Source organism: Kitasatospora sp. NPDC041988 (genome assembly GCF_055588525.1).
This window is the reverse complement of the sequence record NZ_JBVJCO010000003.1, coordinates 32,945-50,604: the sequence shown is the minus strand read 5'-3', so window position 1 is coordinate 50,604 and position 17,660 is coordinate 32,945. Positions and strand designations below refer to the sequence as shown.

Sequence of the window (17,660 nt, the reverse complement as noted above, 5' to 3'; positions counted from 1 at the left end):
TCCGGCGCCTAGGCTTCGGTGCGGTCGATCTCGTTCTCCCGGACCAGCCAGAGCGCGAGCGCCGCGCCGATCAGGCTGACCAGGCCGCCGAGGAACAGCACCGTGTTGAGGCCGTCGAGGAAGCCCGCACGGGCGGCGTCCTGGACGGCCTGCCGGGCGGGCTCGGGGACGGCGGCCAGGGCCTGAGGCAGGCTGCCGGAGGAGGCGGCCTCGATCAGTTCGCGCGGGTGGGAGCCCTCCGCGGTCGGCGTGCCCGCGGTGAGTTCGCGGACCTTGTCGGCGCCCCGGCCGACGAAGATCGCCCCCCAGACGGCGATGCCGACCGCGATGCCGACCTGCCGGAAGGTGTCGTTGATGCCGGCCGCCATGCCGCTCTTCTCCTTCGGCACCACGCTCACCGCCACGTCCGCGATCACCGGGTTGATCAGGCCGACGCCCGCGCCGGCGACGAGGAAGCCAGCCAGCAGGCCCGTCCAGTCGTCGTCGGGCTGGACGTCGCCCATCAGCAGCATGCCCGCGCCGATCGCGACGAGGCCGACGCAGAGCATCAGCCGGGCCGGCACCCGGGAGAGCATCACGCCGGCCACGGGGGCGACGAGGAAGCTGAGCGCCGTGATCGGCAGGTAGCGCACGCCCGCCGCGAACGGGGAGAGCCCGAGGTAGTTCTGCAGGTACAGCGTCAGGTAGAGGAACAGGGCGAAGAGCGAGCTGGACACCGCGAACGCGGCCAGCTGTACGCCGGTGAACGCGTGGCGGCGGAACAGCCCCAGCGGCAGCATCGGCTCGGGGACGCGGAGTTCGATCACCACGAAGGCGGCGAGCACCACGGCCGAGCCGATGAACAGCGACACGATCAGCGTGCTGCCCCAGCCCTCGGCATTGCCGCGTACCAGCGCCAGGACGAGCAGGAAGAGCCCGGTGCTGAACGTCACCACTCCGGCCCAGTCGACCCGGGTGGCGTTCGGGTCGCGGCTCTCGGCCAGCTTGAGGTAGGTGACCACCAGGGCGGCCGCCCCGATCGGCACGTTGAGGTAGAAGATCCACTCCCAGCCGAGCGCGTCGGTGAGCGCCCCGCCGACCAGTGGGCCGACCGCCACCGCAACGCCGATGGTCGCCCCGTACGCGCCCATCGCGGTGCCGCGCTCGCGGCCGGGCGGGAACTCCTGGGCGACGAGCGCGAGCGAGACCGCGAACATCACGGCGCCGCCGACGCCCTGCACGGCCCGGGACACGTTGAGGAAGGTCGGGTTGGGAGCCAGGGCGCAGAGCAGCGAGGCGCCGGAGAAGATCACCAGGCCGACTGCGAAGGCCCGGCGGCGGCCGAGCCGGTCGGCGAGCGAACCGGCCGTCAGCACCAGCGCGGCCAGCGAGAGCGCGTAGGCGTCGAACACCCACTGCAGGTCGGTGAAGCTGGCGCCGAGATCCTTGCGGATCGACGGTAGGGCGACGTTGACCACCGTGATGTCGAGCAGCAGCATGAACGTCGCGACCGAGACGGCGATGAGGGTCCACCACTTGCGTTGCACGGCAGCCGGTCTCCTTGGCCTGCCGACCGGGGTTCGGTCGGGACGGCACCGACCGTATGCAACGGGATGGCGTAAGCCCGGGCAAACGCGGCCGATCGGGGGTTTTAGTCCCTGTCCGGCGGAGGGGGAGACGGCTGCCCGGCGGCGGGAGGCCCGGCTCGGCTATCGTTCCGGCCCTGCTCCGTCACCGCGCGGGGCCCGCTCCCGCGCCCCCGTCTGCCGACCCCGGCCGCGCAACCCCGTGGTCAGCTCCCGGCGGCGCCGAGGGCGGCGGCCACGGCCGGGAGGCGGCCCATGGTGTGGGCGACGGTCAGGCCGTCCATGTAGTCGCGGGCGTGGACGATCAGGCCGTCCCGGACCCGCAGCACCAGCAGGCCGGGGAAGCTGAACGGTTGGCCCGTGGTGGTGAGTTCGCCGCGGACGAGCTGCTCGGCGACGATCACCTCGGGGTCGGCGCCCTCGTGCGTGGCGACCTCGCGGATCTCCAGCGGCTTCGCGGGGCTGGCGCTCCAGGCCGCGTGGTAGGCGGCGCGCACCTCCTCGCGGCCGTGGTAGGCGGCGGGCATCCCCGGGAAGAGGAAGGGGAGTTCGTGGACGCCGTCCTCCGCGTAGAGGCTGGCGAGGTCGTCGGCGGACTTGTCGAGGATGGCCTGGCGATAGCGGGCCAGGACGCTGCGGGCAGAGGTGCTGTCCGGCATGGCGCGGACTCCTTCCGGTCGGCTGCTGTGGTCGGCGGGCCGATCCTGCCAGAGGCGCCCGGCGTCCGGGGGCGGAATCACGGCGCCGGCGATCACTGCCGGGGCGATCGCCGACGCTCCGTAGTCGGGAGGTCTCGATCCGCCAACAAGTGCGCGAACCGTGTGGGCACCGTGTCGCTGATCTGATGGAATCACGATCCTCTTTCAAGTGGAACGGAGTGTTCTCCCCTCATGGATTCACGGATGCGCGGCGGCCGTCGCGGACTGGCCTCCGTCGCCGGACTCGTCCTCACCATCGGCCTGGCCCTGACCGGTTGCGACCCGGAGACCGGTGGCGCCGCGGCGCCTGCGGCCGCCTCGGCGCCCGCCGTGACGGCGCAGGTCACGGCCAGCACCATGGCCCCCGTGCCGACCGCTCCCGCACCGGCCGTCCCGACCCCGCCCGCGTCGGCCCCGGCCGTCCCGACGCCGCCCCCGGCGGCCACCGCGCCCGCGTCACAGCCGCCCGCGCCGGCCGCCCCCAAGCCGCAGGCGCCCGTCACCAAAGCCGCGCCGGAGCCGAAGGCGACCACCGTCAAGCCCCCGGCCGACCCCGAGCCCGAGGCCGCCCAGACCAAGGCCGCCGCCAGCGACTGCGAGATCCGCTCCAACGCCGGCAACTGCTACCAGGCCGGGCAGTTCTGCCGTAACGCCGACCTCGGCAAGAGCACCCACGAGGCCGGCGGCCGGGTGATCTACTGCCGGATGGTCAGCGGTAAACCGCACTGGCAGGCGTGACCATCGTCGTCGGCGGACCGTCCCGGACGCCCGTGGACCACATGGCTCAGCCGAAGAGCATGTCCGTCATCGTGCCTGACCAAGTGGCCCGCACCCGTCCGCGGCGTGCGGGCCGCCGCCCGGACGTCAGGCCTGGAACTGCGGGACGACGCGGAGCGAGCGCAGGACGAGTTCTCCGATGACGGGCTGGTCGACGCCATCGACATGAACAAGGGAGGTGAGCTTGCCCGGGAAGGCGTCGATGACGGCCCAGGTCACCGACGGGGCGAGGGACTCGTCCAGCAGTGCGACCGTCACGTCCTTCTTCCGGCAGATCCGCTTGACGCCCCAGGCGCCGTGGTGGTCCTCAACGAAACGGAAGCGGACCACCGTGTCGTCTCGGCCGCGAAATAGGCGGCCGCCTTGCGCAGGATCTCGATGGTGTTCTGCTGCTCGAGGTTCTGCCGGCGCAGCCGGGTGAGTTCCTCACGCTCGGGGCTGGTCAGCTCGCCGGGACCGCCCTCGCCCCGATCGGTGCGGTCCTGCTTGACCCAGCCCCGCAGCCCCTCCGGGCTGACCCCCAGCTCCCGGGCAATCTCTGTGACGTTCCGGTGCGGCGACGAGCGTACCAACGCGACCGCGTCCCGCTTGAACTCCGCCGTGTACCGCTTACTCATGTTGCTCTTGCTTCCCACCTGAAACTGCTTCCTCCGGGCTCACACGTCCCAGTCTCCAGGTGTCCAACCGCAGGGTGGAACTTCAATCGTCCGGTCCTGCAACGGCCAGGCCAACCAGCAGTGGAAGCTGAACTCGAACGGCACCATCACCGGGTGCAGTCGGGGCTGTGCCTGGATGTGGCCGGCTTGGCCACCGCTGACGGGTCGCCCGTCCAGCTGTGGACCTGCAGCGGCGGCAGGAATCAGCAGTGGACCCTGGGATGACCCCGCGTGCGCGATGGTAGGACCCTGGCGACCGCCCGTCGGGGTCCCGCCAGATCTGCCGCCTCGGATGGGTTGATGCCGGCCCCGGCCCCGGCCCCGGCCCCGGTCGGGGCTCTTGGCGGCCGTCGGGCCGCTCGGCGGAGGCCCTCGCCGAGCGCCCGATCCGACCGGCCACGCCGGGTCAGCGGCGGGGTGGGGGGAGTTCGCCGGAGCCGCGGGGGATGAGGCGGGTGGTGACCACGGCGGTGCGGGCGCGGCCGCGGTCGCCGTCGAGGCGGGCGAGCGCGGTGCGCGCGGCGGCGGCGCCGAGTTCGGCCGGGTCCTGGGCGACGACGGTGAGTGCGGGCTCCAGGATGTCGGCGAGGGGGATGTCGTCGAAGGCGACCAGGGCGACCTCGCGCCGTCCGGCGTGGGCGAGGGCGGAGACGGTGCCCATGGCGGCGAAGTTGTTGGCGGCGAACAGCGCGGTGGGCGGTTCCGGGAGGGAGAGCAGCCGGTCGGTGGCGGTGGCCGCGTCCGGCTGGCCGTGCGCGCCGGCCACCAGCGCGCGGTCGTACGGGAGGCCGGCGGCGGCGAGTGCGTCCTTGTAGCCGGCCAGGCGTTCGCGGCGGGTGTACAGGGTGGTCGGCAGGTCGCCGATGAAGCCGATCCGCTGGTGACCCCGGGCGATGAGGTGGGCGACGCCGACCCGGGCGCCGTCGCGGTTGGAGGAGACCACGCAGTCGGCGGCGAGGCCGGCGCCGGGGCGGTCCAGGAAGACGACCGGCAGCCCGGCGGCGCGGGCGGACTTGAGGTGGGCGTGGTCCGAACCGTCGGCCGGGACGACCATGAGCGCGCTGACCCGGCGGGCCAGGAAGGTGGAGATCAGGTCGCGTTCGCGGGCCGGGTCGTCGCCGGAGGAGCCGAGCAGCAGGGTGAGCCCGCGTTCGCGGACGGCGGACTCGATCCCGCCGGCGACCGTGCCGAAGAAGGGGTTTCCCATGTCGGGGACGACCAGGCCGATGGTGGTGTCCGGGCCGCCGGTGCGGATGTTGCGGGCCATCAGGTTGGGCTGGAAGCCGAGCCGGGCGACGGCAGCGAGGACCTTCTCCCGGGTCGCGGCGGAGGTCGGTCCGTCGTTGTTGAGCACGCGGGAGACGGTCTTGGCGCTCACGCCGACCTCCTGGGCGACGTCGTGCAGCGTCGGACGACGGGTCGCGGCCATGGATCACCGTTTCTGTCGGGTGGCGGCCCGGCCCCGGCCCGGGCCGCCCTGGACTGCTCAGCTGGTGCGGACCCCGGCGGCCTGGGCGGCGTCCGCGTCCGCGACGACAGTACCGCTGCCGTCCTCGGCGACGGTGAGCGCACCGGTCATGATGGCCACCACCTCGGACATCGAGTGGTCACCGGGCCGGATAAGCGCGGCCCGCCGCCCGAGCCGGTGGACGTGGATCCGGTCGGCGATCTCGAAGACGTGCGGCATGTTGTGGCTGATCAGCACGACCGGCAGGCCGCGGTCGCGCACCCGCCGGATCAGGTCGAGCACCTGCCCGGACTCCTTGACCCCGAGCGCCGCGGTCGGCTCGTCCATCACCACCACGCTGCGCGCCCAGGCGACCGCGCGGGCCACCGCGACGGCCTGCCGCTGGCCGCCGGAGAGGGTCTCCACCGGCTGGGTGAGCGAGCGCAGACCGATCTTCAGGTCGGCCATGTGGGCGGCCGCCTCCTCGCGCATCCGCGCGCGGTCCAGGCTGCGGAACACCGTGCCGAGGACGCCCGGCCGGCGCAGCTCCCGGCCGAGGAACATGTTGGCGGCGATGTCCATGGACGGTGCGACGGCGAGGTCCTGGTAGACCGTCTCGATGCCGGCCGCCCGGGCGTCCTGCGGGCCGGCGAACCGGACCGGCTCCCCGTTCAGCCGGATCTCGCCCTCGTCCGGGGTGATCGCGCCGGTGAGCGCCTTGATCAGGCTGGACTTGCCCGCGCCGTTGTCGCCGATGACGGCCAGCACCTCGCCGGGCATGAGGTCGAAGTCGGCGCCGTCGATCGCGGTGACGTGGCCGTAGCGCTTGACCAGGCCGCGGGCCTGGAGGACGGGGGTCGTGGTCATCGGCTGGCTCGCTTCCGGGAGATCTGGTCGACGGTCACGGCGAGGATCACCAGCACGCCGGTGATCAGGGTCTGGTAGATCGAGGCGACGCCCATCAGCTGCAGCCCGTTGCGGAAGACCCCGACGATCAACGCGCCGATCAGCGAGCCGAGCACGCTGCCGCGGCCGCCGAACAGGCTGGTGCCGCCGAGCACCACGGCGGTGATGGAGTCCAGGTTGTCGGTCTGTCCGGCCTGCGGGTCGCCGACGCCGGTGCGCGAGACCAGCAGCAGGGAGGCGACGCCGTAGACCAGGCCGGCCAGGGCGTAGAGGCCGATGGTCAGGCGGCCGGTGCGGATGCCGTTGAGGCGGGCGGCGTCGCGGCCGTTGCCGAGGGCGTAGACGTGCCGGCCCCAGGCGGTGCGGGAGAGGAGGTAGGCGAAGAGTGCGAACAGCGCCAGGGCGAGCGCCGAACCGTACGTCACGTCGGTGTTGCCGAGCGGGAAGGTGCCGCCGAGGAAGGTGAGCGGGCCGGGCAGGTCGGTGACGGTCTGCTCGTCCGAGTAGACGTGGGTGAGCGCGAAGGCGACGTTCAGCATGCCGAGGGTGACGATGAACGGCGGCAGCGGGATGAGCTGCACCAGCAGGCCGTTGGCCAGGCCGAAGGCCGCGCAGACCGCCAGGCCGAGGGCGATGGCGACCAGCGGCGGCACGGTGCCCTCGGCGGCGAGCTTGGCCATGGTGATCGAGCCGAAGGCCATCACCGCACCGCAGGAGAGGTCGATGCCGGCGGTCAGGATGATCAGGGTCTGCCCGATCGCCAGCGCCCCGACCACCATCACCTGCTGGATGATCAGCGAGAAGTTGCCGCTGGAGAGGAAGGTGTCGGTGGTCAGGGTGAAGAAGGCGCAGGCCAGCACCAGCGCGGCCAGCGGTCCGGCGGTGGGCGCGGCGAGCAGGCGGCGGGCGAGCGGTGGCGGCTGGAGTTCCGCGTACGGGGCGGTGGTCGTGGTCATCGGCGGATCCTCAGGGGAGCGGGGGAGCGGAGGCGGGGTGTTGAGGGGCGGGCCGGTCAGCCCCAGCAGTTCTCCAGGCCGTAGGCGGTGTCCTTGGCTTCCACGCCGGCCTGCGGCTGGTCGGTGATCAGGGTGACGCCGGTGTCGGTGTAGCCGGTGGGCTTGGCGCCGCCCTTGGCGTAGTCGGCCACCGCCTTGACGCCCTTGGCGGCCATGACCAGCGGGTACTGCTGCGAAGTGGCGGCGATCTTCCCGTCCTTGACGGCCTGGGTGCCGGTGCAGCCGCCGTCGACCGAGACGACGAGGACGTCCTTCTCCCGGCCTTTGGCCTTGAGCGCGGTGTACGCGCCCAGCGCGGCGGGCTCGTTGATGGTGTAGACGACGTTGAGGTCGGGCGCCTTCTGCAGGCAGTTCTCCATTGCGGTCTGGGCCTTGGCCTGGTCGCCGCCGGTGTCCTGCGAGCAGACCAGGGCGGGGTCGTCGGCGGCGACGCCGAAGCCCTGCAGGAAGCCGTCGTGGCGCAGCCGGCCGACGGCGACGCCGGGGGCGAGGTCTAGGGTGGCGATCTTCGCGGTCCGGCCCGCCATGGCGGCCTTGGCGTACTGGCCGATCAGCACGCCGGCCTGCTTGTTGTCGGTGGCGAACAGGGCGTCGGTGCCCTCCTGCGGGTCGGTCGGGCTGTCCAAGGCGATCACCAGCACGCCCTTGTCCCGGGCCTTCTTGATCGCGGGCAGGATCGCCTTGGAGTCGCTGGGGGTGATCAGGACGCCCTTGACCCCGGTGGCGACCATGTTCTCCAGGGCGGCGATCTGGCCGGCGTTGTCACCGTCGAACTTCCCGGCGGCGGTGACCAGGGTGGCGCCGTTCTCCTTGGCGGACTTCTCGGCGCCCTGCTTCATCTTGACGAAGAAGGGGTTGGTGTCGGTCTTGGTGATCAGGCCGACCTTGACGGCGCCGCCCGACGCGCCGGCGCCGGACGAGCCCTTGGAGCCGGAGCCGCAGGCGGTGAGGGCGAGTGCCGCGACGGTGGCGCAGGCGGCGACGCGGGCGAGGGCGGGGATACGGGGCATGCGGTGGCTCCCTGAGCGGTGTGCGGAGGTCCGGGGCGGTGTCAGGTCTCGCCGGCCGAGGTCGACGCGTCGACTGTCAACGTTGACTGTCAACGTTGACATCGCCTTGCCGAGGATGATGAAGTCAGCCCGGCGCGGCGGGCAAGCCCCCCGGGCGTAACAACTGGGTAACGCGGTCGAAATGCCACGTGACAGCCGCGAGTTGACGACCATGCCGCGCGACATTCCTCCACCGATCCGCGAGAGGCGGTCCTTCGTGTCCCAGCGATTTGTCGCGGTCCTCGGCGAGTGCGTCGCCGACACCTTCGCCGATCCGGCCGGCGCCCGTCCGGGCGAGCTGGCCCTGCGCGTGCTGCCCGGCGGCGGGCCGGCCAACACCGCCGTCGCGCTGGCCCGGCTCGGCACGCCCACCCGCTTCCTCGGCCGGATCTCCGACGACGCCTTCGGGGGCCTGTTCCGCGCCCACCTCGGCAGCGCCGGGGTCGACCTGGGCGCGGTGGTGGCGGCCCCCGAGCCCAGCACGCTCGCCATCGCCACCGTGGACGACCTCGGCCAGGCGCGCTACGCGTTCCACGCCGACCGCGCCGCCGACTGGCAGTGGAGCGGGGCCGAGCTCGCCGCCCTGCCGCTCGCCGACGCGAGCTGCCTGCACACCGGCTCGCTCGCGCTGGTCCGCGAGCCCGGGGGCGCTCTGGTCGAGCACCTCGTCGAGCGGGCGCGGGCCGGGCTCACCGTCTCGATCGATCCCAACGTCCGCCCGCAGCTGGTCGATCCGGCGGTCTACCGGGCCCGGCTCGACCGGTGGTGCGAGCTGGCGGACATCCTGCGGCTCAGCTCGGACGACCTGGAGCTGCTGCTGCCCGGCGTCCCGCCGGAGCGGGCCTGCGACGGTTGGCACGCGGCCGGCGCCCGGCTGGTGGTGATCACCCTCGGCGGCGCGGGGGCGCTGGTCTCGCTGGACGGCGAGCGGGTCCGGGTGCCGGCGCCCGAGGTCGCGGTGGTGGACACCGTCGGTGCGGGCGACTCGTTCACCGCCGGGCTGCTGCACCGCCTCGCGCACCTGGGCCGGCTCGGCGGGCGGCTCGGCGGGCTGAGCCTCGCCGAGGCCGCCGCGGCCTGCCGCTTCGCCGCCGAGGTCGCGGCCCTGACCTGCTCGGTTCCCGGCCCCAACCCGCCGTGGGCGGAGCAGCTCGGCACACCCCGTCAGCGCCAGGGCTCTTGACGGCACGTCGGTGGCCGCCCATCATCCTCCGCAGCAGCTGTCATCGATGACATGAGTCAACGATGACACCCTCCCGGAGGAGCACCCCACCATGCCTGTTCCCCCCGCGCCCGTTTCCCGTGCCCGCCGACTGCTCGCCGTACTCGCCGCCACCGCCCTCGCAGCCCTCACCGCTCTGCCGTCGACTCCGGCCGCGGCCGCCGCCGGCGACCAGGCTGCGGGTGCCTACCAGGAGCCCTACCGCCCGCAGTTCCACTTCTCGCCTGCCCGGAACTGGATGAACGACCCCAACGGCCCGATCTACCACCACGGCGCCTACCACCTGTTCTTCCAGTACAACCCGGCCGGCACCACCTGGGGCAACATGTCCTGGGGCCACGCCACCAGCCCCGACCTGGTGCACTGGACCGAGCAGCCGCTCGCCATCCCGCAGGACGACACCGCGATGATCTTCTCCGGCGCGGTGGTGGACGACCGCGCCAACTCCAGCGGCCTGGGCACCGCCGCCGACCCGCCGCTGGTCGCGGTCTACACCAGCGCCGCCCGGACCCCGGACGGCCGCCAGACGCAGTCGCTCGCCTACTCCCTCGACCACGGCACCACCTGGACGAAGTACCGGGGCAACCCCGTCCTGGACATCGGCTCCTCCGACTTCCGCGACCCCAAGGTGTTCTGGAACGACCGGACCGGCAGCTGGCTGATGGCCGTCGCCCTCTCGGACCGGCACCGGATCCGCTTCTACGCCTCCCACGACCTCAAGTCCTGGACCGAGCTCAGCGAGTTCGGCCCGGCCGGGGCCACCGGCGGTGTCTGGGAGTGCCCGGACCTCTTCCCCCTCGCCGTGGACGGCGACCCCGCGCGGACCAAGTGGGTGCTGACCGTCTCCACCAACGGCGGCCCCCAGAACTCCACGGCCGTCCAGTACTTCATCGGCGACTTCGACGGCACCCGCTTCACCGCCGACGACCCGGCCGGTACCTACACCCCGCCCACCGGCACCCTGCTGAGCGGTTTCGACGGCGGCGGCTACGGCGGCTGGACGTCCACCGGGACGGCCTTCGGCTCCGCCCCCGCCACCGGCACCCTGCCCGGGCAGCAGCCCGTCTCCGGATTCACCGGACCGGGCCTGGTCAACACGTTCCTCGGCGGCGACGCCGCCACCGGCGACCTCCTCTCGCCGCCCTTCACCGTCACCCGCCGCTACCTCGACTTCCAGGTGGGCGGCGGCAACCACCCGTACGTCCCGGGCGCCGGGAACAGCTCGGCGCCGCCCGGCACCACCCTCGCCGACTTCGAGGGCCGCGCCCTCCCGCCCGGCTGGACCGCCACCGCCGACCTCACCGGGATCGCCCCCACCGAGGAGCACCTGGACGGCGGCCTCGGCGCCGGCGTGCTCGACACCTTCACCCCCGCCGCCGGGGACGCGGCCACCGGCACGGTGAGCTCACCCGAGTTCACCATCGACCACCGCTACCTCGACCTCCTGATCGGCGGCGGCAACCACCCGGCCGGCGCCGACGGCGAGACCACCGTCAACCTCGTGGTGGACGGCCGGGTGGTCCGCACCGCCACCGGCCGTGACAGCGGCGAGCTGAACTGGACCGGCTGGGACGTCGGCGAGTTCGCCGGCCGCCGGGCCACCGTCCGGATCGTCGACAACGCCACCGGCGGCTGGGGGCACCTGATGGTCGACGACCTCCAGCTGTCCGACCAGCAGGCCCGGCCCACGGACCGGCAGACCGCCGTCAACCTGCTGCTGGACGGCCAGGTGGTCCGCAGCGCCACCGGCGGCAACAGCGAGGCCCTGGACTGGACCGCCTGGGACCTCGGCGATCTGATCGGCCGACAGGTACAGCTGCAGATCGCCGACCACGCCACCGGGGGCTGGGGGCACGTGCTCGCCGACCAGTTCACGCTCGCCGACGCCCCGGCCCTCACCATGGTCCAACGCGCCCACTGGCTCGACCACGGCGCCGACTTCTACGCCGCCACCAGCGTCAACGACGAGCCGCACGGCCGCCGGGTGGTGATCGGCTGGATGAACGACTGGGCCTACGCCGACAAGATCCCCACCTCGCCCTGGCGCGGTGCCGACAGCTTCCCGCGCGAACTCGCCCTCACCACGCGGGGCAGCCGCACCGTGCTCGTCCAGCGCCCGGTACGCGAACTGGACGAACTGCGCGATGGACGTCCCTGGCACGGCTCCGACCTGCCGGTGCGCGACACCACGCTCCCGCTCCCGGTGAGCGGCGCCACCCTGGAGGTCGACGCCCGGCTACGGGCCGGCACCGCCCGCGAGTTCGGCCTCGCGGTGCACACCGGCGGCGGGCACCGTACCCGGATCGGCTACGACACCGCGACCGGCGAGCTGTACGTCGACCGTACGGCCTCCGGCAACACCGACTTCCACGAGTCCTTCGCGGCCGTGCACCGGGCGAAGCTGCCGTTGGACGCGAAGGGCGGGCTCGACCTGCGCGTCCTGGTCGACACCTCCTCGGTCGAGGTCTACGCGGGCGACGGCACGCTCGTCCTCACCGACCAGGTGTTCCCCGACCCGGCCGACACCGGCGTCGCCCTCTACGCCGCCGGGGGCGTGGCGCGGGCGGAGACGGTCGAGGTCCATCACCTGAGGTCGGCTGCCGTCGGTCCGGTCCCGAGGGGTGCCGGTCGGGCGTGAACGGGCAGCGGTCCGGGAGCTGTTGCCGGTCGGGTGGTCCGCCGAGGGGCCCGACCCCCGGCGGACCGGGTGCCGGCCGTCAGTCGTCGGCAGTCGGTGTCGACGACGGTGGTCGCGGTGCCGCGCGGCAGGAGGGTGTGCGACCATCTCGCCCCTCTGACGGACAGGAGGGGTTGTGGCGGGTCACCTACCGACGGGGCGGCGGCTCGGCTCGGACGACACTCCGCACCTGGTGCGAGGTCTCGGCTTCCTCGGGATCGGGGCGGTGCTGCTGGCGACGCTGTGGCCGTCGTTCGTGCGGGACATGGGTTGGAGCGGCCGGTCCGGCACGCTCACCGTGAGCTCCTGCACGCTCGGCACCGGCGCCCACCCGGTCGACACCTGCGGGAGTGCGTACGCCGTACGATCTTCGGGACCCGCACGGACGCCGACCCGGCGCTGTTCGCCTACATCGACGGCTTCTACAGCCCCCGCCGCATCCAAAAGCGCCTCGGCTGGCCAGTGGCCGTCGAACCGCCTGAACCCATCTATGGTCCGAGCGTCCTGGCAGGAGCGTGGGCCGGCGGCAGCGGGTGGTGAGCCGTCGGGGGTCAGGGGACGATGACCAGCTTCCCGCGGGTGTGGCCGGTGCGGCTGGCGTCGAAGGCCTCGCCCGTCCGGTCCAGTGGGAAGGTCCGGGCGACTTCGACGGTCAGGGCGCCCCGGTCGACCAGCGCCGCCAGTTCGGCCAGCTTGGCGCCGTCCGGGCGGACCCAGATCCAGTGACCGCCGTGCTGTTCCACGGTCGGGTCGGCGACGGAGACGTGCCGCCCGCCGTCGGCGAGTACGGCCAGCGTCGTCTCCAGCTGGCCGCCGACGAAGTCCGCCACCGCAGACACCCCGTCGGGCGCCAGCGCGCGCACCCGCTCGGCCAGGCCGTCCCGGTAGTCCACCGGCTCGGCGCCCAGCCCGCGGACGAACGCGTGGTTGCGCTCCGAGGCGGTGCCGATCACCCGGGCCCCGCGGTCGCGGCCGAGCTGAACCGCCAGGCTGCCGACGCCGCCCGCGGCGCCGTGCACCAGCAGCACGTCGGCGGGGCCGACGGCGAGCCGGTCCAGGCTGCGCAGCGCCGTGAGGCCGGCCAGCGGGAGTCCGGCCGCCTGCGCCCAGTCGAGCGCGACGGGCTTGCGCGCCACCGCGGGCGCGGCGACCGCGACGTACTCGGCGAAGGTGCCGGCCTGCACCGCGTCCTTGCGGGCGTAGGCCATCACCTCGTCGCCGGGCGCGAACTCGGGCGTGTCGGGGCCGGTCCTGGCGACCACGCCCGCCACGTCCCAGCCGGGGACGACGGGGAAGACCGTGTCCATCATGCCGTCCAGACCGCCCGCCATGACCTTCCAGTCGACCGGATTGACGGAGGCCGCCCGTACCTCGATCAGCACCTGCCCGGGGCCGACCTTCGGGTCGGGCACCTCGCCGTACTTCAGCCGGGAGTTGTCCTGGGCGTAGGAGTCGTAAGTCACGGCGCGCATGAACTGACCTCCGGGGGAGCGGTGTTGCGACCTCATGCGCCGCATGGCGGGGACGCGGGTGCCACCGGCAATGCTATGCCGGGGGTGGGCGCCCGGCATCCCCGCACCGCCATCCGAGCACTGCGGAGAACGCCTGTTAACGCTCACAGAACTCTTTGCCGAAGCCTGGGGCTGAGGGATAAAACTGCAGGTCAGAGGCGATATTACTGATCGTCGGCCGTGTTGACGCTCACATAATTCACTCATGCGCTCCGGGCACCGGATCCCCGTGGCCGTACTCCGATCGGAGCGCTGATGTCCAAGTCCTGCCCCCGCCACCCCTTCCTCCGCTCCGCGCTCGTGGGCGCGCTCGGTGTGGCCACCGCGCTGGGCGGCCTGATCGGTGCGCCGGTCGCGCAAGCCGCTGCCGATGCGCCGGTCGTGCAAGTCCCGGCCGGGGGAGGGTCGTTCACCGCGCTGACGTACAACGTGGCCGGTCTGCCGCAGGTGCTGTCCAGCGCCTCGACCGACCGGCAGAGCAGCACCACCGCCATCGGCAGCCGGCTCGCGCCGTACGACGTCGTGAACGTCCAGGAGGACTTCAACTACCACGCCGCGCTGTACGCCGCCGACTCGCACCCGAACCGAACGGCCACCAGCGGCCGGGCGGGTATCGGCAGCGGCCTCAACGCCCTGTCCGACCTCGGCTACGACACCGACGACTTCGAGCGGGTCAAGTGGAACGACTGCCGGCTGGACTCCGGTGACTGCCTCACGCCCAAGGGCTTCACCTTCATGCGGACCCGGCTGGCCGAAGGCGTGTACGTGGACTTCTACAACCTCTACGCGAACGCCGGCACCGAGCCCGGTGACGAGGTCGCCCGCGCCGCCAACCTGGCGCAGCTCACCGGCTACATCAGGACCCACTCGGCGGGGAACGCCGTCGTCGTGATGGGCGACACCAACACGCGCTACACCCGGGCCGGCGACGAGGTCGACAAGCTCGGGTTCCTGTTCACCCGCCGCTGACCCCTTCCGCACTTCCCCGCACCACCCGTCACCGAGCCGCCACCCGGGCCGGGGACCACCTCCCCTCCCGCACACCGCTCCGCCTGCCAGGCGCACCATCGCAGGAAGACAGCCATGAACGACCAGCCCACCCTGAACCGCCGCCGCTTCCTGCGCCACTCCGCAGTCACCTCGGCCGGCCTCCTCACCGCGCCCACGGCCCTGAGCCTGTCGGCCGCCCCGCGGCGGGCCGCCGCGGCGCCCGCCGGCCCCGCCCAAGCTGCCGCCTTCGTGGACTCCTGCACGACCGACACCATGGCCGACCTCACCCCGGAGGGGAACGCGGCCGTGCGCATCCTCACCGGGATGAACCGGATCTGGCACACCGGCGGATCCTGGAACGACGGCTCGCCGCTGCTGGCCGACGTGCTGCGCGCCAACGTGCGCTACTGCGTGCGGGTCACCACCCGGCGCACCGCGGCGCAGGCCCGGGAGACCTTCATCTACGACCGCCAGCACCAGGGTTACGCCGTCATCGCCGGCCTCGGGCCGCGCGGCGTTGGCCGCGCGGTCACCGGCCCGGCATCGCCGCCCTCCGTGGCCGGCTTGCCGCCGGAGGACGTGATCGTGACGGGCCGTCAATCATACTGCCTGTCTTGCTGTCTGACAGGTTCACGGGTCGATCATGCGACGCCCGACGGCGCCGCGTCAAGGTCCGGTTCGTGCCCCGTTGCGCCGGCGAGGAGCAGCGGCGTTCCGGGATCGCCTGTCGTCGGCTCCGCTCGTGCGCGGAACCCCATGGGGCGGCAAGTCCACAAGTGATCGGATTTGATCGTACGGCTCTCGCAGGGCAGGCTCGGTGCCGCACAGTGGCGGAACCGCCACGGTCCGGCACGGAGGGAGCCGCATGTCCGGGACCGAGCACAGCAAACCGGCAGCACACGTCGTCGTCGGGTACAGCCCGCAGGACGGGTTCGTCGCCGTCCAACTCAACCCGCCCCCAGCGGAATACGTGTGGCACGACCGGCAGGCCGAGCACCGCGAGGAGCGGTTCGGGCCGGGTAACGGTTACCAGCAGTGGCTCGCCGTCGACGCCGCCACCGGCGCGGTGTGGTTCGGGGACACCGACTGGCGGACCCGCAGTGAGGACGCCCCCTCCTGGCTCCCGGGTCACCGCCGGGCCACGGTCGGCGAGGGCGCTCTGCCGTCCCCGGCGGTGTTCGCGATCCCGCTCACCCACCGCGCCGTCGACGACCGGGACTCCGAGACCTGGCGGTTCTTCACGGCCGAGGAGCTCTACGCACTGGTCCGACGGGTACTGCCCCTGGTCCAGGGGTTGATCGGCTCGCTGCATCGGGTGGGTCCGGACGGGGATCTGGAATGGTCCGCCGAAGCCGCCACGGCATGGGTCGATCTCGAACAGGCCTGCCGGTACACGCTCGACGCCGGGGGAGCGGTGGCGTGGGCCGAACCGCGCATGAGCCCGGTTCCCGCCTGGCGGGTCGAAGTGGCGGACTTCCTGGCCCGGAATCCGGAGCTGTGCGACCCGGCGTGGGCGACCGCCACCGACGCCGAACTGGACGGGTACGCCGCGTACGAGCCCGATTCCGGTTACGGCGGCGTTCCGGGACGGATGTGCGCTCCGGCGGGCGTCCGGATCGGGGAGGGCTACACCTTCTACGGTCACCGTGCGGCCCTGTACGCCTACCGCGCGGCCGCCTGCGGCGACCGCGCCCCGGTCGAAGCCGGGCTCTGGCTGCGGACCAGTGATGCCGGACGGAGCAGCTGGGAGGGCGCGAAGGTGGTGGGAGCGAGTCTCGCCGACGCCCCCGACTGCGTGTTGGACCACCTCGCCGAGACGTTCCGCAGTGCTGCGGCCGACGACGGCGTCGTCCTCACCGGCCTGACAGCCTACCTGCGGCAGCAGCGGGCCGAGGAAAGGGCGGCGGTCGACGACGCGCTGGCCGCCAGCGGGGAGGAACTGAAGCGCTTGGAGGAGTTGCTGAAGGAGGTCCGCCTGGTCCGGAACACCGTCCTGACCCGGGTCCTCAGCTGGACCGACGGGCGGGACGATGAGGTGATCGCCGGTCTCGCGGCGATGTCCCCCGTCGCCGTGGCCGAGTGGCGCGAGCGGCTCACCGCCGATCGGAGTGTCCGAGCGGAGGGGTGAGAGGTTGCCCGGAGAGCCGGCCCGCGGGCGGGCCGGCGACGCTGCGAACCGTCAGGCGTCGCCCCCGGTCATGAGAGGGCGGCCAGCGCCTGCGCGGCGAGCATCCGCTCCAGGGCCAGGAGGGCGCGCGGGGCGTGCCGGGTGTCGATGCGGACGGTGTAGATGAAGCGTGTCAGCTCCGGGTCGGCGAGAGGACGCGCCACGACCTGGGTGCTACCCGGGGGGAGGGCCAGCCGGGGCATGACGGCGACGCACAGGCCGGCGGCCACGAAGCCGAGCACGGTGTTGAAGTCGTCGCCGTCGTATTCCAGGCGGGCCTGGAAGCCCGGTGTCTTGGCCATCTGAGCGAGCAGTTCCAGGCGAAGGGCGGCCTCCGGGGCGGCGATCCACGTCTCGGACGCGAGGTCGGCGAGGTCGATGACGTCCCGGTGGGCGAGGTGGTGGTCGGCCGGGACGACCGCCACGACCGGGTCCCGGGCGACCAGCGTTCGGCGCAGCGTCCGGGGCGGTGGCATCGGGATGAAGTCGTAGTCGTAACTGAGGGCCAGGTCCATGTCTCCCCGCTTGAGCCGGCTGTAGCCGGCTTCGGGCTCCACCTGGGAGAGGCTGACCTGCACATCGGGATAGGTCGCGTGAAGCTCGGCCAGCGCCTGCGGGACGATGCCGGCGGCGGCGGAGGCGAAGGCGCCGAGCCTGATCCGTCCGGCCGTACCCGCACGCATGGCGTCGAGTTCCACGGACGCCGCCGCCAGTGCGCTTCGGACGCGCTGTTCGGCGTCGAGGAGGACCATGCCGCCCGGGGTGGCGCGCACCGGGCGGCGCTCGATCAGGATGAGGCCGGCGCGGCGTTCGAGTTCGGCGATCTGTTGCGAGACGGCGGGCGCGCTGTAGCCCAGCTCGCGTGCGGCGGCGTTGAAGGAGCGGTGGCGGACCACCGCTTCGAGGGTGGCGAGCAACCGGGGGTCGAGTCTCTGCACGGAGTTAATGCTCACTTATCTGTCGCGAAGATGTCTTTTCT

15 protein-coding genes and 2 pseudogenes are annotated in these 17,660 nt (G+C 72.9%); 7 read left to right on the top strand and 10 right to left on the bottom strand.

Annotated elements, in window-relative coordinates:
* Nucleotides 1-8: 8 nt before the first annotated feature.
* Both ACZ6NC_RS04895 and ACZ6NC_RS04890 read right to left on the bottom strand, forming a co-directional pair.
* A complete protein-coding gene (locus tag ACZ6NC_RS04895) occupies nt 9-1,526 on the bottom strand; it encodes an MFS transporter (RefSeq protein ID WP_465729029.1) in 1,518 nt (505 codons plus the stop codon).
* A 245-nt stretch (nt 1,527-1,771) separates the two neighbouring features.
* Nucleotides 1,772-2,224 carry a nuclear transport factor 2 family protein gene (locus ACZ6NC_RS04890; RefSeq protein WP_465729027.1) on the bottom strand — a complete coding sequence of 151 codons (453 nt, stop codon included), beginning with the start codon at nt 2,222-2,224 and terminating at the stop codon, nt 1,772-1,774.
* 243 nt (nt 2,225-2,467) lie between these two features.
* On the opposite strand from ACZ6NC_RS04890, the gene ACZ6NC_RS04885 reads away from it, so the two are divergent.
* A complete protein-coding gene (locus ACZ6NC_RS04885; protein WP_465729025.1) occupies nt 2,468-3,001 on the top strand; it encodes a hypothetical protein in 534 nt (177 codons plus the stop codon).
* 126 nt (nt 3,002-3,127) lie between these two features.
* On the opposite strand, the gene ACZ6NC_RS04880 is transcribed toward ACZ6NC_RS04885, so the two are convergent.
* Both ACZ6NC_RS04880 and ACZ6NC_RS04875 read right to left on the bottom strand, forming a co-directional pair.
* Nucleotides 3,128-3,298, bottom strand: coding sequence for a hypothetical protein (locus tag ACZ6NC_RS04880; protein WP_465576963.1), 171 nt, complete (start codon nt 3,296-3,298; stop codon nt 3,128-3,130).
* Nucleotides 3,295-3,675, bottom strand: a complete 381-nt coding sequence (locus ACZ6NC_RS04875; protein ID WP_465729023.1) for a transposase — start codon at nt 3,673-3,675, stop codon at nt 3,295-3,297. Before ACZ6NC_RS04875 ends, ACZ6NC_RS04880 begins: the two co-directional genes overlap by 4 nt.
* A gap of 76 nt (nt 3,676-3,751) precedes the next feature.
* Here ACZ6NC_RS04875 and ACZ6NC_RS04870 point away from each other — a divergent pair.
* Nucleotides 3,752-3,912 (top strand): annotated as a pseudogene (locus ACZ6NC_RS04870) (ricin-type beta-trefoil lectin domain protein); the annotation flags it as partial.
* A 190-nt stretch (nt 3,913-4,102) separates the two neighbouring features.
* Here ACZ6NC_RS04870 and ACZ6NC_RS04865 read toward each other — a convergent pair.
* Genes ACZ6NC_RS04865 through ACZ6NC_RS04850 form a run of 4 tightly spaced genes read right to left on the bottom strand, consistent with a single transcriptional unit; the run spans nt 4,103 to nt 8,075 of the window.
* Complete coding sequence (locus tag ACZ6NC_RS04865; RefSeq protein WP_396320978.1) at nt 4,103-5,125, bottom strand: LacI family DNA-binding transcriptional regulator; 1,023 nt, start codon at nt 5,123-5,125, stop codon at nt 4,103-4,105.
* A 57-nt stretch (nt 5,126-5,182) separates the two neighbouring features.
* Nucleotides 5,183-6,010 (bottom strand): ATP-binding cassette domain-containing protein, encoded by an 828-nt coding sequence (locus ACZ6NC_RS04860; RefSeq protein WP_396320980.1) that lies wholly within the window; start codon nt 6,008-6,010, stop codon nt 5,183-5,185.
* A complete protein-coding gene (locus tag ACZ6NC_RS04855; protein WP_465729020.1) occupies nt 6,007-7,005 on the bottom strand; it encodes an ABC transporter permease in 999 nt (332 codons plus the stop codon). Before ACZ6NC_RS04855 ends, ACZ6NC_RS04860 begins: the two co-directional genes overlap by 4 nt.
* Before the next feature lie 56 nt (nt 7,006-7,061).
* The gene (locus ACZ6NC_RS04850) at nt 7,062-8,075 is read right to left on the bottom strand and encodes a substrate-binding domain-containing protein (RefSeq protein WP_465729018.1); all 1,014 of its coding nucleotides are present in this window, start codon (nt 8,073-8,075) and stop codon (nt 7,062-7,064) included.
* A gap of 256 nt (nt 8,076-8,331) precedes the next feature.
* Between ACZ6NC_RS04850 and ACZ6NC_RS04845 the strand changes: the two genes are divergently transcribed.
* Together ACZ6NC_RS04845 and ACZ6NC_RS04840 are read left to right on the top strand one after the other, a co-directional pair.
* Complete coding sequence (locus ACZ6NC_RS04845; protein ID WP_465729016.1) at nt 8,332-9,297, top strand: carbohydrate kinase family protein; 966 nt, start codon at nt 8,332-8,334, stop codon at nt 9,295-9,297.
* Nucleotides 9,298-9,388: 91 nt separating this feature from the next.
* Nucleotides 9,389-11,974, top strand: a complete 2,586-nt coding sequence (locus tag ACZ6NC_RS04840; protein ID WP_465729014.1) for a GH32 C-terminal domain-containing protein — start codon at nt 9,389-9,391, stop codon at nt 11,972-11,974.
* Between the two features lie 590 nt (nt 11,975-12,564).
* Here the strand turns inward: ACZ6NC_RS04840 and ACZ6NC_RS04835 are convergent.
* Entirely contained in the window at nt 12,565-13,485 is a 921-nt protein-coding gene (locus tag ACZ6NC_RS04835) for an NADP-dependent oxidoreductase (RefSeq protein ID WP_465576978.1), read from the bottom strand.
* A gap of 294 nt (nt 13,486-13,779) precedes the next feature.
* Here ACZ6NC_RS04835 and ACZ6NC_RS04830 point away from each other — a divergent pair.
* From ACZ6NC_RS04830 to ACZ6NC_RS04820, 3 genes and pseudogenes are all read left to right on the top strand, one after another.
* Nucleotides 13,780-14,460 (top strand): annotated as a pseudogene (locus ACZ6NC_RS04830) (endonuclease/exonuclease/phosphatase family protein); the annotation flags it as partial.
* Between the two features lie 147 nt (nt 14,461-14,607).
* Complete coding sequence (locus ACZ6NC_RS04825; RefSeq protein ID WP_465729012.1) at nt 14,608-15,294, top strand: hypothetical protein; 687 nt, start codon at nt 14,608-14,610, stop codon at nt 15,292-15,294.
* A gap of 85 nt (nt 15,295-15,379) precedes the next feature.
* Nucleotides 15,380-16,642 (top strand): hypothetical protein, encoded by a 1,263-nt coding sequence (locus ACZ6NC_RS04820; protein WP_465729010.1) that lies wholly within the window; start codon nt 15,380-15,382, stop codon nt 16,640-16,642.
* Between the two features lie 68 nt (nt 16,643-16,710).
* Here ACZ6NC_RS04820 and ACZ6NC_RS04815 read toward each other — a convergent pair whose 3' ends face one another.
* A complete protein-coding gene (locus ACZ6NC_RS04815; RefSeq protein ID WP_465576986.1) occupies nt 16,711-17,619 on the bottom strand; it encodes a LysR substrate-binding domain-containing protein in 909 nt (302 codons plus the stop codon).
* Nucleotides 17,620-17,660: the final 41 nt, after the last annotated feature.